Source organism: Microbacterium sp. NPDC058269 (assembly GCF_042881445.1).
GTDB lineage: Bacteria > Actinomycetota > Actinomycetes > Actinomycetales > Microbacteriaceae > Microbacterium.
The window spans coordinates 265,219-281,866 of record NZ_JBHVXT010000001.1; the positions used below are offsets into that span (position 1 = coordinate 265,219).

Consider the following 16,648-nt stretch of genomic DNA (forward strand, 5'->3'; position numbering starts at 1 on the left):
CCCCGGTCAACCGCTCGTAATGAGCAGCCAGCCGGGGGCCTTTGGTTTGTCAGCGAATGCGCCGCTGACCAGCGTTTCTCAGAAGTCCCAGTCGTCGTCTTCCGTGGCCTCGGCCTTGCCGATGACGTACGACGAGCCCGACCCCGAGAAGAAGTCGTGGTTCTCGTCGGCGTTCGGCGAGAGCGCCGACAGGATCGCCGGGTTCACGTTCGTGACGCTGGAGGGGAACATCGCCTCGTAGCCCAGGTTCATGAGGGCCTTGTTGGCGTTGTAGTGCAGGAACTTCTTGACGTCTTCGGTCAGACCGACACCGTCGTAGAGGTCCTGCGTGTACTGCACCTCGTTGTCGTAGAGCTCGTACATGAGCGAGAACGTGTAGTCCTTGAGCTCATCGCGACGCTCCTGGGTCTCGTTCTCAAGGCCCTTCTGGAACTTGTAGCCGATGTAGTACCCGTGCACCGCCTCGTCACGGATGATGAGGCGGATCAGGTCGGCCGTGTTCGTCAGCTTCGCTTTCGAGGACCAGTAGATCGGCAGGTAGAAGCCCGAGTAGAACAGGAACGACTCCAGCAGGGTGGAGGCCACCTTGCGCTTGAGCGGGTCGTCGCCCTGGTAGTAGTCCATGATGATCTGAGCCTTCTTCTGAAGGTTCGGGTTCTCGGTGGACCAGCGGAACGCCTCGTCGATCTCCTTCGTCGACGCGAGGGTCGAGAAGATCGAGGAGTAGCTCTTCGCGTGCACCGACTCCATGAACGCGATGTTCGTGTACACGGCCTCTTCGTGAGGCGTGATCGCGTCGGGGATCAGCGACACGGCGCCGACGGTGCCCTGGATGGTGTCGAGCAGCGTGAGACCGGTGAACACCCGCATGGTGAGCAGCTGCTCGTCGGGGGTGAGCGTGTTCCACGACTGCACGTCGTTCGACAGCGGCACCTTCTCCGGCAGCCAGAAGTTGTTCACCAGACGGTTCCAGACCTCGAGGTCCTTGTCGTCCTGGATGCGGTTCCAGTTGATCGCCTGCACGCTGGAGACCAGCTTGAGTCTTTCGGGAGTCATTTTCTTCGTCGTTTCTCGGGGTTCAGCCGCGTTCTCAGGTCAGCAACAGGTCAGAGCATGCACGAGACGCACTCGGCCATGTCGGTGCCCTCGAGCGCCAGCTGACGCAGACGGATGTAGTAGATCGTCTTGATGCCCTTGCGCCATGCGTAGATCTGCGCCTTGTTGATGTCACGCGTCGTGGCGGTGTCCTTGAAGAACAGCGTCAGCGACAGGCCCTGGTCGACGTGCTGCGTGGCAGCCGCGTACGTGTCGATGACCTTCTCGTAGCCGATCTCGTACGCGTCCTGGTAGTACTCCAGGTTGTCGTTCGTCATGAACGCCGCCGGGTAGTAGACGCGACCGAGCTTGCCTTCCTTGCGGATCTCGATCTTCGACGCGATCGGGTGGATCGACGACGTCGAGTTGTTGATGTACGAGATCGAACCGGTCGGCGGGACGGCCTGCAGGTTCTGGTTGTAGATGCCGTGCTTCTGGATGGAAGCCTTCAGCTCGGCCCAGTCGTCCTGCGTCGGGATGTGCTTGCCGGCGAAGAGCTCCTTGACCTTCTCGGTCTCGGGCACCCAGGCGCGGTCGATGTACTTGTCGAAGAACTCCCCCGACGCGTAGGTCGAGTCCTCGAATCCGTCGAACGTCGTGCCGCGCTCGATGGCGAGGTTGTTCGACGCACGCAGCGCGTGGAACAGCACCGTGTAGAAGTAGATGTTCGTGAAGTCGATGCCCTCTTCGGAGCCGTAGTACACGTGCTCGCGAGCGAGGTAGCCGTGCAGGTTCATCTGGCCGAGGCCGATCGCGTGAGAGCGGTCGTTGCCGTCTTCGATCGAGCGCACCGAGCCGATGTGGCTCTGGTCGCTGACCGCGGTGAGCGCACGGATCGCCGTCTCGACGGTCTGTCCGAGGTCGTCGGCGTCCATCGACAGCGCGATGTTCATCGAGCCGAGGTTGCAGGAGATGTCCTTGCCGATGTTGTCGTACGACAGGTCGTCGTTGTAGGTGGTCGGCGTGTTCACCTGCAGGATCTCGCTGCACAGGTTGGACATGTTGATCCGACCCTTGATCGGGTTGGCCTTGTTCACCGTGTCTTCGAACATGACGTACGGGTAGCCGGACTCGAACTGGATCTCGGCGACGGTCTGGAAGAACTCGCGCGCGTTGATCTTGGTCTTCTTGATGCGGGGGTCGTCGACCATCTCGCGGTACTTCTCGGTGACCGAGATGTCACCGAACGGCACGCCGTAGACCTTCTCGACGTCGTACGGCGAGAACAGGTACATGTCTTCGTCGTTCTTGGCGAGCTCGAACGTGATGTCGGGAACCACGACGCCCAGCGAGAGCGTCTTGATGCGGATCTTCTCGTCGGCGTTCTCACGCTTGGTGTCGAGGAAGCGCATGATGTCGGGGTGGTGGGCGTTGAGGTACACCGCACCCGCGCCCTGACGCGCACCGAGCTGGTTCGCGTAGCTGAAGCTGTCTTCGAGGAGCTTCATCACGGGGATGATGCCCGAGGACTGGTTCTCGATCTGCTTGATCGGCGCACCCGACTCGCGGATGTTCGACAGGAGCAGGGCCACGCCGCCACCGCGCTTGGAGAGCTGCAGTGCGGAGTTGATGCCGCGGGCGATCGACTCCATGTTGTCTTCGATGCGCAGCAGGAAGCAGCTGACGAGCTCGCCGCGCTGCGCCTTGCCGGCGTTGAGGAACGTCGGGGTGGCCGGCTGGAAGCGTCCGGAGATGATCTCCTCGACGAGCGCGACCGCGAGCTTCTCATCGCCGTCGGCGAGGCCGAGGGCGGTCATCACGACGCGGTCCTCGAAGCGCTCCAGGTAGCGCTTGCCGTCGAACGTCTTGAGCGTGTAGCTCGTGTAGTACTTGAACGCGCCGAGGAACGTCTCGAAGCGGAACTTCTTGCCGTAGGCCAGGTCGTTGAGCTTCTGGATGAACTCCATCGAGTACTTCTCGATGACGGCGCCCTCGTAGTACTCCTTCTCCACGAGGTAGTCCAGGCGCTCCTTGAGCGAGTGGAAGAACACCGTGTTCTGGTTCACGTGCTGCAGGAAGTACTCCCGCGCGGCGCGCTTGTCGGCGTCGAACTGGATCTTGCCGTTCGCGTCGTACAAGTTGAGCATCGCGTTGAGGGCGTGATAGTCGAGTCCCTCATAAGAGGGGTTCGCCTTGAATGCCACTGTCTCGGTCACTGAAGCTGCCACCGTCGTTCCAATCCGTCGCTCACGCGATCCACATCGTCTTGTGTGCCGAAGATCTCGAGCCGATACAAGTGAGGCACGTTGCACTTGCGGCTGATGATGTCACCGGCGAGGCAGAAGGCATCGCCGAAGTTGGTGTTGCCCGCGGAGATCACGCCGCGGATGTGGCGCCGGTTGCGCTCGTCGTTGAGAAACCGGATCACCTGTTTCGGAACTGCACCCTTCTCGACGCCGCGCCCCGCTCCCCCGCCGTAGGTGGGGGTGACCAGCACGAAGGGCTCGTCGATGACGAGGTCTTCTTCGTGTCGGTGAAGGGGGATGCGTCGGGACGGGAGCCCGAGCTTCTCGATGAACCGCGCGGTGTTACCCGAGACGCTCGAGAAGTAGATCAGGAGCGGCGCTGCGGTCGCGACGGCGCTCATGCGGCATCACGCCAGACGGGAGGCGAGCTCGTCGATCTTGTCGGGACGGAAGCCCGACCAGTGCCCCTCGTCGGTGACGACGACGGGTGCCTGCATGTAGCCGAGCGCCTTGACCTGCTCGAGCGCCGTCGGGTCTTCCGACAGGTCGAGGATCTCGTACTCGATGCCCTTGGCATCGAGGGCACGGTAGGTGGCGTTGCACTGAACGCAGGAAGGCTTTGTGTAGACCGTGATCGACATCTTTTCGTAACCCCTCAAATCTCTGGCCTGCTTCTCATCAGGCTGTTTCCCGGTAGACCCCCTGCCGGGACTTCAATACTACATATGGGGACCGACATTGGGGGCGACCACAAGGGGTAGTAGTTACATCCGTGTAGTTATCCACCGTTCTCTACAGATACAACACAGGTTCTCCACCGTTTCTTCCACAGGCTGAGACCCCTTCCGGAGGCACTCGAACCCCGTGAAATCGCGGCTGGGAAGCCCCTGTGAGCGATCCATCCACAGGGGGGACGCTACGGGCCCCCACCGACATTCGGATTCCTGTGGAAATCGACCTTCGGCGTGTCGCGGGCGTGTCGCGGATCGACCTCTACGGCGACCCGCCCCGCCGCCCGGTACCGTGGTCTGGTGGCGGGATATCGGGATCTTCTTCGCACGCCCGGAGTGGCGCGCATGATCGCTGCTCAGCTGACGGCGCGCTTCCCCAACGGGATGATGTCGCTGGCGATCCTGCTGCACGTCGAGCAACAGACCGGGTCCTACGGATCCGCCGGTCTGGTCCTCGCCGCGACCAGCGTGGGGCAGGCGATCGCCGGCCCCATCACCAGCCGATGGATGGGCGTGTGGGGCATGCGACGCGTGATCACCCTCACGCTGTCGGTGTGCGTCGTGGCCGTGCTGTGCCTCGCCCTGCTCCCGCTCGAAGTGCCGGGATACATGGCGCTCGGTATGGTGGCCGGCCTCTCCACCCCGCCGGTCCAGGCCGCGGTTCGCACCATCTACCCGAAGCTCGTCAACTCCTCGAACCTCACGCCGCTGTTCTCCCTCGACGCGTCGCTGCAGGAGATCATCTGGGTGCTGGCCCCCGTCGTGATCACGCTCGTCTCGACCCAGATCGGCACCGCCGAGGGTCTGCTGCTGGTGGCGATCATCCTCGTCGGCGGCGGCGCGTGGTTCATCCTCTCCCCCGAGGTCGGACGGGTCCGTATCCCCCGCAGCCGCAACGCTCTCGGCAAGGTCGCGCTCAAGCCGCCCGTGCTGCTGGCGACCGTGATCGGCTTCCTCCTGATCGGGGCCTGCGCGGCCGTGGAGGTCGGGGTCGTCGCGACGTTCGAACACGGAAGCCTCGCCGCAGGTCTCGTGCTCGCGGTGTTCTCGGCAGGAAGCCTCGCCGGCGGCCTGGCCTTCGGCCACATCCCCATCGGCCCGTGGGCCATGGCCCGCCGCCTGCTGATCGTGACGATCGGTCTCGGCCTGACGATGGTCATGCTCAACGTCTTCTGGCTGGGCGGCACCCTGATCCTCGCCGGCATCGGCATCGCTCCGGCCCTCGCCGTGCTCTTCGCCATCACCTCGGCCAGCGTGAAGTTCAGCGAGACCGCGGAGGCCTTCGGATGGGCGGGCACCGGGCAGCTCATCGGCGCCGCCGCAGGATCCGCCGTCGCCGGCTTCCTCGTCGACGTCGGCGACTGGCGCGGCGCCTACCTCGCCGCCACGATCTTCGCCGCAGTCGGACTGATCGTGGCCATCGTCTTCGTCCGCTCCTTCCCCGACCTGCGTCACCGCGACGCGAGCCCGCATCCCGACACCGAACCCCTGGCGGTCACCCCCTCATGAGCTCTTCTTCCTCTCCGGCCTCTGCCCCCGAGATCGTCTGCATCGGCGAGACCATGGCGCTGATCACCCCGACGGACGCCCCGCTCGCCGAAGCGGCAGCCGCGTCGGTCGGCCTGGCCGGCGCCGAGTCCAACGTGGCCGCCGGTGTGGCCGCCACCGGGCACCGTGTCGCCTGGGCGTCGCGAGTGGGTGCGGACCCGCTCGGGGACAGGGTCGCCACCGAGCTCGAGCGCCGCGGCGTGGAACTGTGGGTCGCGCGCGATGACGCCGCCCCGACCGGAGTGATGTTCAAGGACCCGGGTGCCGAGTCCTCTACCGTCTACTACTACCGGCGAGGGTCGGCCGCCTCCCGCATGGAGCCGGGGTTCCTGACGGCGGCGCAGCTCGACGGCGTGCGGATCGTGCACACCACCGGGATCACCCCCGCCCTCTCCACGTCCTGCCGCGAGATGGTCGATCAGCTCTTCACCGACGCACGCTCGGCCGGCGCCCTCGTATCGTTCGACGTGAACGACCGCCGTCCTCTGTGGAGCAAAGAGGATGCCGCCGCCACTCTCGCGCGCTTGGCTGACGCCGCCGACATCACCTTCGTCGGTCGCGACGAAGCCGAGCGCATCTGGGGCACCGTGACACCGACCGAGATCCGCGCCTTCCTGCCGAACTGCGCGCTGCTGGTCGTCAAGGACGGGGATGTCGGAGCCACCGCTTTCGACGGCGATGCCGAGCCGGTCTTCGTGCCCGCCCCCGTGGTCGAGGTGGTCGAACCGGTCGGCGCCGGAGACGCGTTCGCCTCCGGATTCCTCGCGGCGACCCTCGACGGAGCCGACCTCGCCGCGCGCCTCTCCGCCGGTCACGCGGCCGCCGAGCGTGTGCTGACGATCGCCGCGGACCTTCCGCCGCTGGTGCCGCTCGCCTGATACAGACCAGCTGCGCGGCGCGATCCCCCGCACGAGGACTCGCGCGCTCCCCCGGTCGTAGGCTGGTGCCATGCCCGCGCTCCTCGCTCTGCCCCGCATCTCGTGGGGCTCTCCCTCGGCATCCCGTCGAGCTCTTCTGGTTCATGGCCTCGGGTCGTCCGGCGCACTGATGTGGCGCCTCGGCGACGCTCTCGCCGAGGCCGGGTGGCACGCCACAGCCGTCGATCTCCGGGGTCACGGCGATGCTCCGCGCTCCCGCGACTACTCCGTCGCCGCATACGGCGCCGACCTCGCCGATACGCTCCCGGAGGACGGCGGCGCCTGGGACGCGGTCATCGGCCACTCGCTCGGCGGTGCGGCCAGCACGGTCGCCGCGGCATCCGCTCCGGAATGGACCCGGCGTCTGGTGCTCATCGACCCCGCGATCCACGTGGACGGTCGCGACGCGGCGATCGTCCGCAGGAGCCAGGAGCGCGCATTCGCCGACACCCGGCTCGAGGTCGTGCAGCAGGAGCATCCGCACTGGCATCCGCAGGACCAGGAGCTCAAGGTCGACGCCGTGCTGCGTGCGAGCGCGTGGGCGGTCGAGCAGACCAGCGCCCAGAACCAGCCATGGGACGTGCGCGCCGAGGCCGCGCGTCTGAGCGTGCCCACGCATGTGATCGGCGCCGACCCCGCGGTCTACAGCATCTTCACGGGAGAGCTCGCCGACGAGGTGCTCGCCGCGAACCCCCTGATCTCCCTGTCCGTCGTCGAGGGCGCAGGGCACTCGCTGCATCGCGACCGCCCCGAGGAATCCGTCCGTCAGCTTCTGGAGGCACTGGCATGAGCACGTTCGATCCCGCAGCATTCCTTCCCGACGACCTTCTCGAGCGCATCCGCGAGCGCGCGCCGATCCATGACCGCGAGAACACCTTCCCCCAGCAAGACCTCGACGAGCTACGGGCGGCCGGCTACCTGTCGATCCTGGTGCCGACCGAGCGCGGCGGCGCAGGGCTCGGTCTCGCCGAGGCCGCGATCCTGCAGCAGCGCCTCGCCGGTGCCGCACCGGCGACGGCCCTGGCCATCAACATGCACCTCGTGTGGACCGGCGTCGCGAAGGTCTTCTCCGACCGCGGCGTCCCCGGCCTCGAGTTCGTGCAGGACGGCGCGGCCGCGGGCGAGGTCTTCGCCTTCGGCATCAGCGAGGGCGGCAACGACCTGGTGCTGTTCGGCAGCGACACCGCAGCAGTGCCCGACGGCGACGGCGGCTACGCGTTCACCGGCACGAAGATCTTCACCTCCCTCGCTCCGGTATGGACGCGCCTGGGTCTGCACGGTCTCGACACCACCGACCCCGACGCTCCGAAGCTCGTGTTCGCCTTCGTGGAGCGCACAGATGCGGTCACCACCTCCGACGACTGGGACACCCTCGGCATGCGGGGGACGCAGAGCCGGACCACACGGCTGAACGGCGCCGTGGCCGATGCCGCGCACGTGGTGCGGCGCATCGCCCCGGGGCCCAGCCCCGACCCCATCGTGTTCGGCATCTTCTCGGTGTTCGAGATCCTGCTGGCGTCCGTCTACACCGGCATCGCCCGCCGGGCGCTGGAACTCGCGGTGACGACGGCGCAGAAGCGGCACTCGAAGAAGACGGGCCTCGCCTACAGCCAAGACCCCGACATCCGCTGGCGCATCGCCGACATGGCCATCGCCTACGACGCGCTGCCGCCGCAGATCGCCGCCCTCGCGCGTGATGTCGACGATCGCGTCGATCACGGCGCTCGCTGGTTCCCGCAGCTCTCCGGGGTCAAGCACCGGGCGATCACGATGTCCAAGCACGTCGTCGACGAGGCGATGCTCGTCGCCGGCGGCGGGTCGTACTTCTCCGCCAACGAACTGTCACGGCTCTATCGCGACGTGCTGGCGGGGGCGTTCCACCCCTCCGATCCCGAATCCGCGCATTCGACCGCGGCGAGCGCCTGGCTGGGACCGCTCGAAAGCTGAGATTCTTGCCGATTCCGCTGGACGAATAGCCAGATTCTGCGAAATCGGTTGCCGAGAGCATCCTGGAGTGCCAGGATCGCACCATGAGTCCGGCGAAGAAGCACCCCTCCCTCGATGCGGTCTCGAAGACGATCGTCGAGCTGCTCCAAGAGGACGGCCGTCGTTCGTACTCCGAGATCGGCCGCACCGTCGGGATGAGCGAGGCCGCCGTGCGCCAGAGGGTGCAGCGGCTGACCGAGTCGGGCGTCATGCAGATCGTCGCCGTCACCGATCCGATGCAGCTGGGCTTTCACCGCCAGGCCATGATCGGCGTCCGCGTCTCCGGCGATGCGCGGCGCGTCGCCGAGGCCATCGCCGCGATCGAGGCCGTCGACTACGTCGTCATCACGGTCGGGTCCTTCGACGTCCTCGCCGAAGTGGTCTGCGAGGACGACGACGATCTGCTCGCGCTGATCAACGACGTCATCCGTCCGATCGATGGCGTCCTCTCCACCGAAACCTTCATCTACGCCAAGCTGCAGAAGCAGCTCTACAACTGGGGGACCAGATGAGCACCGCACGTACCATCCCTTCCGAGTCCGCACTGCAGACGATGGCGAAGGACCATCTCTGGATGCACTTCACGCGGCAGTCCACGATGGCCGAATCGGGTGTGCCTATCATCGTCAAGGGCGACGGGCACCGGATCTGGGATGCCAAGGGCAAGGAGTACTTCGACGGCCTGGCCGGGCTCTTCGTGGTGAACGCCGGACACGGTCGGCGTCGACTGGCCGAGGCCGCGGCGGCGCAGGCATCGGAGTTGGCATTCTTCCCGCTGTGGTCGTATGCGCACCCGGCGGCGATCGAGCTGGCCGACCGTCTTGCCGACGAGGCACCGGGCGACCTCAACAAGGTCTTCTTCTCCACCGGCGGCGGCGAGGCGGTCGAGACCGCGTTCAAGCTCGCCAAGCACTACTGGAAGCTGCAGGGAAAGCCCGCCAAGCACAAGGTGATCTCGCGCGCGGTGGCCTATCACGGAACCCCGCAGGGAGCCCTGGCGATCACCGGCATCCCCGCGATGAAGTCGATGTTCGAGCCGGTCACCCCGGGCGGCTTCCGGGTGCCCAACACGAACTTCTACCGGGCAGCCGAGATGGGCGGCCCCGCCGACGACCTCGAGGCCTTCGGGCGTTGGGCGGCCGACCGCATCGAGGAGATGATCCTGTTCGAAGGGGCCGACACGGTCGCCGCGGTCTTCCTGGAACCCGTGCAGAACTCCGGCGGCTGTTTCCCGCCCCCTCCCGGCTACTTCGCCCGCGTACGCGAGATCTGCGACCGGCACGACGTGCTGCTCGTCTCGGACGAGGTCATCTGCGCCTTCGGCCGTCTCGGCCACACCTTCGCGTGCACCGGACTCGGCTACGTGCCCGACATGATCACGTGCGCCAAGGGCATGACGAGCGGCTACTCCCCCATCGGCGCGACGATCGTCAGCGACCGCATCTACGAGCCCTTCTCGCACGGCGACCTGTCCTTCCCGCACGGCTACACGTTCGGCGGGCACCCGGTGTCGGCCGCGGTCGCGCTCGAGAACCTCGCGATCTTCGACGAGGAGGGGCTGAACGCGCACGTGCGCGAGAACTCCCCGCTGTTCCGTGCCGAGCTCGAGAAGCTGCTCGACCTGCCGCTGGTCGGCGATGTGCGCGGCGACGGGTACTTCTTCGGTATCGAACTGGTGAAGGACAAGTCGACCAAGGAGACCTTCGACGACGCGGAGTCCGAGCGGCTGCTGCGCGGCTTCCTCTCCCCCGCCCTGTTCGAGGCCGGCCTCTATTGCCGCGCCGACGACCGCGGCGACCCCGTGATCCAGCTCGCTCCGCCGCTCACCGTCGGCCCTTCGGAGTTCCGCGAGATCGAACAGATCCTGCGGGATGTGCTGACACGCGCGCAGTCCGTGCTCTGAGCGGCACGTGCGCCATCACCCGACCGCGGTGCTCCGTCTCGTCAGGAGGGCGAGGTGGAGCGCCGCGAGCGTCTCCCCGTCATCGAGGTCGATCTCGAGGAGCTCACCGATCACGGTGAGGCGCTGGTAGAAGACCGAACGCGAGAGGTGGCTCGCGGCTGCCGCGGCTGAGCGATTGCCGGGATGGGCGACCAGCGCCGACAGCACATCGAGCAGGTCGCCCCGGCGTTCGCGGTCATAGGCCACGATCGGGGCGAGCATCCGCTCGCTGTGTGCGAGCAGCCGATGGTCGTCACGCAACGAGGCGACGAAGCGCTCCAGCGGGCGGTCCTCCACGCGCCGCACTCGCGGACCGGCATCCGAGCGATCGCCGGCCGCCAGCGCCATCGCCGCACGCAGCGAGGCGAGCAGACCCAGCACATCATCCGCCGGCGGTCCGACGAAGACCGTGCGGTCAGGTCCGACGATGCGTACGACGACCGCATCCGAGAGCGCGACGGATGCCGGCACCGAGAGCAGCGCGACGACGTCGTCGCCCACCAGCGCGGCGACCGCAGCGAACCCGGACTGCGCCGCACGCTCCGCGAGCTGTCCGGCCGACTCTGCGCCGCGGGCCACGATGCCATGACAGTGACGCCCGAGGAACGTGAATCCGCTGGTCGCGAGACGTGCCACGATGTCATCCGGACTCGCGAAGCGCGCGCCGAGCAGATCGTCGATGAGGCCACGCTGCGCGAGCAGAGACCACTCGGAATCCCCGTCGTCGGCGAGACAACCGAAAGCGAGGGCCGTCGCACCCAGCTCGAGCACGGTGAGCCGACCGGCCGGATGCACGGGCCCCGGCAGCGCCAGCAGGGTCCCCCACCGCACTCCGCGCGCCTGCACAGGAATGCGATCCGTCCAGCGCAGCTCTCCCAGCGCCTCCGCCACCGGCATCCGCAGAGTCTCGTGTGCGATCACCTCGCGCGCCATGTTCTCCAGCACCACAGGTGCGCCGAGCGCTCGCGCCGTCTCGGCGACGACGACATCGGCGGGAGCTCCCCGCAGGCTCAGCGCCGTGAAGAGGTCATGCAGATGCTGGCGTTCGCGCAGCGCCATGGTCTGCGCGGCGATCAGCGCCCGATGCACGGCCTCCGTGACGGCCACGAACTTGACCTCGCTGTGCAGTGCGATCAGGGCGAGCCCGCGCTCCGTGCAGACCTCGACGACGGCATCCGGTATGCGCGTCTGGCCGGACCCGAGCTCCACCACGATGCCCGCGACTCCGGCCTGGTACAGGCCGAGTGCGAAGTCTCCCAGCTCGTCGGCGGCGGTCGGCCATCCGGCTCCGGTGCTGAGCAGGAGCTCGCCGCCGTCGAGCAGACGGGCGACACCCGCACTGTCGGACACGTGCACCCAGCGCACGGCCGCATCGAGCGCGGCGCCGCCGACGACGACCTCGGGCGCGCCGGCCTGCAGCACGGACTCCGCGAGCACATCGGCGATCGTGAGAAGCGCGTCGTCGCGAGCCGGACGATCTGTCCGGATGGGGTGGAAGTCCTGACGTTCTGACATCGCTCGACGCTCTCTCCCTCTGTGATCATTGAGGAGTATCAGCGTACCGAATCTCGGTCAGAGTGTTCGGAAGCGCACTCTTCAGCCCTCGGAGGAACATCGTGGACATCGTCCGTCACGTCATCAACGGAGCGGAGACCGCCGACGCGGCTCTCACCGGTCAGGTCTTCGATCCCGCCACCGGCCAGGTGTCGAAGCAGGTCGCGTTCGCCTCCGCCGCCGAGGTGGACTCCGCGATCGCCGCCGCAGCCGCCGCCCTCCCCGCCTGGCGCGAGACGAGCCTGATCAAGCGCGCCGACGTGTTCTTCCGCCTTCGCCAGCTGTTGAAGGAGCGCACGCCCGAGCTGGCCGCGATCGTCACCTCCGAGCACGGCAAGGTGCTCTCGGATGCCGCCGGCGAGGTGTCGCGCGGCATCGAGAACGTCGAGTTCGCGGCCGGACTCGTGCACCTGCTCAAGGGCGAGCGCAGCGAGCAGGTCTCGCGCGGTGTCGACGTGCATTCGGTCAAGCAGCCGGTCGGCGTCGTCGCCGCGATCACGCCGTTCAACTTCCCGGTCATGGTGCCGCTGTGGATGGTCGCCTCGGCGATCGCCTGCGGGAACACGGTCGTGCTCAAGCCGAGCGAGAAGGATCCCTCGGCATCCGTATGGCTCGCGAAGCTCTTCGCCGAGGCAGGGTTGCCCGCCGGTGTGCTCAACGTGGTCAACGGCGACAAGGAAGCCGTCGACGCGATCCTCGACTCGCCCCGAGTCGATGCCGTGAGCTTCGTCGGTTCGACCCCGATCGCCCGCTCGATCTACCAGCGCGCCTCGGCCGCCGGCAAGCGCGTACAGGCGCTCGGCGGCGCGAAGAACCACATGGTCGTCATGCCCGATGCCGACATCGACGCGGCTGCCGACGCCGCGGTCTCCGCCGCCTACGGCTCCGCCGGCGAGCGCTGCATGGCCGTGTCGGTGCTGGTCGCGGTGGGCGACATCGCCGATGACCTCGTCACCGCGATCGCCGACCGCATCGGCGGCCTCACGATCGGTGCAGGCACGGATGCCGCGAGCGAGATGGGTCCGCTCATCACCCGCGAGCACCGCGACAAGGTCGCCTCGTACGTGACGGGCGCCGAGGCCGAGGGCGCGAAGGTCGTGGTCGACGGCACGCAGAAGCAGTTCGACTCGGAGGGCTTCTTCCTGGGTGTGAGCCTGATCGATCAGGTCGCGCCCGGCATGAAGGTCTACGACGACGAGATCTTCGGCCCGGTGCTGTCGGTCGTGCGCGTCGAGACCTACGCCGAAGCGGTCGAACTGGTCAACGCCAACGCCTACGGCAACGGCACCGCGATCTTCACGCGCGACGGCGGCACGGCCCGACAGTACGAGTTCGACATCGAAGTCGGCATGGTCGGCGTCAACGTGCCGATCCCGGTGCCGATCGGCGCCTACTCGTTCGGCGGATGGAAGGACTCGCTGTTCGGCGACTCCCACATCTACGGTCCCGAGTCGGTGCACTTCTACACGCGCTCCAAGGTCGTCACCACCCGGTGGCCCGACCACACGCCCTCCCAGATCGACCTGGGCTTCCCGAGCAACCACTGACCAGGAGCGACCACGATGACCAACTTCACCGACCGCCACGGCGTCTCGCACCCGCTCCCGGCCCCCGAGGCCGAGGCGCAGGTGCGTGCGGACGACCGCGGCCACGTGTTCCACTCCTGGAGCGCGCAGGGCCTTATCGACCCGCTGCCCGTCGCCGCGGGCGAGGGATCGACGTTCTGGGACTACCAGGGCAACGCCTACCTCGACTTCTCCAGCCAGCTCGTGAACCTGAACCTGGGGCACCAGCATCCCGACCTGGTCGCCGCGATCCAGCAGCAGGCCGGGCGTCTCGCGACGATCCAGCCTGCGATCGCGAACGACGTGCGCGGCGAGCTCGCCCGTCTGATCGCCGAGGTCGCGCCGGAGGGCCTGGAGAAGGTGTTCTTCACCAACGGCGGCGCCGAGGCCAACGAGTATGCGGTGCGGATGGCCCGCCAGTTCACCGGCCGTCGCAAGGTGCTGTCGATGTACCGCAGCTACCACGGCTCCACGTCGACCGCGATCTCGCTGACCGGCGACCCGCGGCGCTGGGCCAACGACACCGTCGACTCCGGGACCGTGCGCTTCTTCGGTCCGTACCTCTACCGTTCGCCGTTCCACGCCGAGACCCCGGAGCAGGAGTCCGAGCGGGCGCTCGCACACCTCGAGCAGACGATCCAGCTCGAGGGGCCGCAGACGATCGCGGCGATCATCATCGAGACCGTCGTCGGCACGAACGGCGTGCTGGTGCCGCCGCCCGGATACCTGCAGGGTGTGCGCGAGCTGTGCGACCGCTACGGCATCGTCTACATCGCCGACGAGGTCATGGTGGGCTTCGGTCGGCTGGGCGAATGGTTCGGCATCGACGCCTTCGACGGACAGCCCGATCTGATCACCTTCGCGAAGGGCGTGAACTCGGGCTACGTGCCCCTGGGCGGCGTGGTGATCTCCGACCGCATCGCGAGCGCCTTCGACACGATGCCGTTCGCCGGCGGACTGACCTATTCGGGCCACCCTTTGGCATGTGCGGCGGGAGTGGCGACGTTCGAGGTGTTCCGACGCGACGGCATCCTGGAGCGCGTGCGCGACCTCGGCGCGCGGATCGTCGAGCCGACCGTGCGCAGTTGGGCCGAAAAGCACCCGAGTGTGGGCGAGGTGCGCGGGCTCGGACTGTTCTGGGCGATCGAGCTGGTGCGCGATCAGGAGACCCGCGAGCCGCTCGTGCCGTTCAACGCCTCGGGTGCGGACGCCGCCCCCATGGGCGCCTTCGCTGCGGCAGCCAAGAAGGCCGGGGTCTGGCCGTTCACGCACTTCAACCGCATGCACGTGGCCCCGCCGCTCGTGATCAGCGAAGAAGACCTGGTGCGCGGACTCACCGTGCTCGACGAGGCACTGTCTGTGGCCGACGAGGCCGCCGCCGCCTGACACGAGCGCACGAACAGATGAAGCCCCGGCGACGCGAGGTCGCCGGGGCTTCTTGCATCCGGGGTCGCCTGCGCGCTCAGCCCGCGGAGTCGTACACCCGCACTCCCCCGACCCAGGTACCCCGCACCTCGGTCAGGCCGATCTCGTCGACGGGATGCTCGAACGGGTCTCGGTCGAGCAGGGCGAGGTCGGCACGCATCCCGACTGCGATCGTGCCGGTGTCGTCGAGGTGGTTCACCCACGCGGAGCCCGCCGTGTACGCGACGAGCGCGGTGGCCAGGTCGATCGCTTGCTCGGGGAGGAACGCCTCGTAGTCGCCCTCCCACTCGGTCGGCGCAGAACGGCGATTGACCGCCACATGGATCGCGGCGAGCGGATTGGGCGTGCTCACCGACCAGTCGCTGCCTGCGGCGAGCGCGGCGCCGGAGCGCAGCAGGTCGCCGAACGGATACTGCCAGGTGGTGCGCTGCTCGCCGAGGAAGGGGATGGTGAGGTCGACCATCTGCGGCTCCAGCGTCGCCCACAGCATCTGCATGTTGGCAGTGACGTCGAGCGCCCGGAACCTCGGGATGTCGTCGGGATGCACGACCTGGATGTGCGAGATGTGGTGCCTGTTCCCGCGCGGCCCGTTGTGCACGAGCGCCGCTTCGACCGCGTCGAGGCATTCCCGCACCGCACGGTCACCGATCGCATGGAAGTGCAGCGTGAACCCGAGGGCGTCGAGCCGGGTCGCGGCCTCCTTGAGCAGCTCGGGTTCGACGAAGGAGATGCCGGAGTCTTCGCGCGGATGCCCGTGCCCGTCGCAGTAGGGCTCGAGCATCGCGGCGGTGAAGTTCTCCGCCACGCCGTCCTGCATGATCTTCACGCTGCGCGCCCGGAAGCGCCCGACCGTGCTCTCGTCGCGACGTCGGACGATGTCGTCGATCTGCTCCAGGCCGCGCGAGCGGTCCCACCACAGCGAACCGACGACGCGGCCGGTGAGCGCACCGGATTCCGCGGCCGTCAGGTAGGCAGGGAGGGGATCACCCGCATCCCCGTACTCGGTGCCGACGATCGCATCCTGCCAGGCGGTCACGCCGTACGAGTGCAGATGCCGTTGCCCCTGCAGGAGCGCCTCGACCAGTCGCTCAGGCGGCTCGATGGGGAGGAGCCGGTTCACCAGACCCATCGCGCCCTCGTGCAGCGTGCCGCTCGGGGCACCGGTCGCATCGCGTTCGATCCGGCCATCGGCGGGGTCGGCCGTTTCCCGGGTGATGCCGGCGAGTGCGAGCGCACGGGAATTGACCCAGGCGCCGTGTCCGTCGCGGTTCGGGAGGAACGCCGGCCGGTCGGGTACCACCGTGTCGAGATCCGCCGCGGTCGGGGTCCCGCCGGGGAACGCCGACATCTGCCATCCACCGCCGAGGATCCACTCGTCGTCGGGGTGCGCCCTTGCGTACTCGGCGATACGCGCCAGGTACTCGTCCCGCGTCGACAGCGCGGAGAGGTCACAGCGCAGCATGTCGAGTCCGCCCCAGACCGGATGCACGTGGGCGTCCTGGAAACCAGGTACGAGCAGTCCGCCGTCGAGATCGACCACCTCGGTGTCCGGACCGATCAGCGCCGAGACGTCGTGCCCCACCGCGCTGATACGCCCGGCCGTCACAGCCACGGCGTGGGCGGTGGAGCGCGCGGCATCCGCGAGGAACACCCGCCCTCCCCGTCGGCCACCCGTGAAGACCAGATCTGCGTATGCCAT

14 protein-coding genes are annotated in these 16,648 nt (G+C 67.6%); 8 read left to right on the forward strand and 6 right to left on the reverse strand.

The window, feature by feature from the left end:
- Positions 1 to 78 precede the first annotated feature (78 nt).
- Genes nrdF through nrdH form a run of 4 tightly spaced genes read right to left on the reverse strand, consistent with a single transcriptional unit; the run spans position 79 to position 3,922 of the window.
- Complete coding sequence (gene nrdF, locus ACFVWL_RS01225; RefSeq protein ID WP_017828866.1) at positions 79 to 1,056, reverse strand: class 1b ribonucleoside-diphosphate reductase subunit beta; 978 nt, start codon at positions 1,054 to 1,056, stop codon at positions 79 to 81.
- Between the two features lie 50 nt (positions 1,057 to 1,106).
- Positions 1,107 to 3,251 (reverse strand): class 1b ribonucleoside-diphosphate reductase subunit alpha, encoded by a 2,145-nt coding sequence (nrdE, locus tag ACFVWL_RS01230; protein WP_387177562.1) that lies wholly within the window; start codon positions 3,249 to 3,251, stop codon positions 1,107 to 1,109.
- Positions 3,248 to 3,682 carry a class Ib ribonucleoside-diphosphate reductase assembly flavoprotein NrdI gene (gene nrdI, locus ACFVWL_RS01235; RefSeq protein ID WP_021199956.1) on the reverse strand — a complete coding sequence of 145 codons (435 nt, stop codon included), beginning with the start codon at positions 3,680 to 3,682 and terminating at the stop codon, positions 3,248 to 3,250. Before nrdI ends, nrdE begins: the two co-directional genes overlap by 4 nt.
- Positions 3,683 to 3,688: 6 nt before the next feature.
- Positions 3,689 to 3,922: a glutaredoxin-like protein NrdH gene (gene nrdH, locus ACFVWL_RS01240; protein ID WP_017828869.1), complete on the reverse strand. Its 234-nt coding sequence runs from the start codon at positions 3,920 to 3,922 to the stop codon at positions 3,689 to 3,691.
- Positions 3,923 to 4,357: 435 nt separating this feature from the next.
- On the opposite strand from nrdH, the gene ACFVWL_RS01245 reads away from it, so the two are divergent.
- The 6 genes from ACFVWL_RS01245 (at position 4,358) to ACFVWL_RS01270 (ending at position 10,366) form a co-directional block, all read left to right on the forward strand.
- Entirely contained in the window at positions 4,358 to 5,521 is a 1,164-nt protein-coding gene (locus ACFVWL_RS01245; protein ID WP_387177565.1) for an MFS transporter, read from the forward strand.
- Positions 5,518 to 6,438, forward strand: a complete 921-nt coding sequence (locus ACFVWL_RS01250; protein WP_387177567.1) for a sugar kinase — start codon at positions 5,518 to 5,520, stop codon at positions 6,436 to 6,438. The genes ACFVWL_RS01245 and ACFVWL_RS01250 overlap by 4 nt, the downstream gene beginning before the upstream one ends.
- A 70-nt stretch (positions 6,439 to 6,508) precedes the next feature.
- Positions 6,509 to 7,267 (forward strand): alpha/beta fold hydrolase, encoded by a 759-nt coding sequence (locus tag ACFVWL_RS01255; RefSeq protein WP_387177569.1) that lies wholly within the window; start codon positions 6,509 to 6,511, stop codon positions 7,265 to 7,267.
- On the forward strand, positions 7,264 to 8,424 hold the full coding sequence (locus tag ACFVWL_RS01260) for an acyl-CoA dehydrogenase family protein (protein WP_387177571.1): 1,161 nt from the start codon (positions 7,264 to 7,266) through the stop codon (positions 8,422 to 8,424). The genes ACFVWL_RS01255 and ACFVWL_RS01260 overlap by 4 nt, the downstream gene beginning before the upstream one ends.
- Positions 8,425 to 8,507: 83 nt before the next feature.
- Positions 8,508 to 8,975, forward strand: coding sequence for an Lrp/AsnC family transcriptional regulator (locus tag ACFVWL_RS01265; RefSeq protein WP_387177572.1), 468 nt, complete (start codon positions 8,508 to 8,510; stop codon positions 8,973 to 8,975).
- A complete protein-coding gene (locus tag ACFVWL_RS01270) occupies positions 8,972 to 10,366 on the forward strand; it encodes an aspartate aminotransferase family protein (protein ID WP_387177574.1) in 1,395 nt (464 codons plus the stop codon). The genes ACFVWL_RS01265 and ACFVWL_RS01270 overlap by 4 nt, the downstream gene beginning before the upstream one ends.
- Positions 10,367 to 10,381: 15 nt before the next feature.
- Here the strand turns inward: ACFVWL_RS01270 and ACFVWL_RS01275 are convergent, their stop codons facing one another.
- Entirely contained in the window at positions 10,382 to 11,920 is a 1,539-nt protein-coding gene (locus ACFVWL_RS01275; RefSeq protein WP_387177576.1) for a PucR family transcriptional regulator, read from the reverse strand.
- A gap of 101 nt (positions 11,921 to 12,021) precedes the next feature.
- Here ACFVWL_RS01275 and ACFVWL_RS01280 point away from each other — a divergent pair, with 101 nt between their 5' ends.
- Both ACFVWL_RS01280 and ACFVWL_RS01285 read left to right on the forward strand, forming a co-directional pair.
- A complete protein-coding gene (locus ACFVWL_RS01280) occupies positions 12,022 to 13,506 on the forward strand; it encodes a CoA-acylating methylmalonate-semialdehyde dehydrogenase (protein ID WP_387177578.1) in 1,485 nt (494 codons plus the stop codon).
- Positions 13,507 to 13,521: 15 nt separating this feature from the next.
- Complete coding sequence (locus ACFVWL_RS01285; protein WP_387177580.1) at positions 13,522 to 14,910, forward strand: aspartate aminotransferase family protein; 1,389 nt, start codon at positions 13,522 to 13,524, stop codon at positions 14,908 to 14,910.
- 76 nt (positions 14,911 to 14,986) lie between these two features.
- Here ACFVWL_RS01285 and ACFVWL_RS01290 read toward each other — a convergent pair whose 3' ends face one another.
- A complete protein-coding gene (locus tag ACFVWL_RS01290; protein ID WP_387177582.1) occupies positions 14,987 to 16,648 on the reverse strand; it encodes an amidohydrolase in 1,662 nt (553 codons plus the stop codon).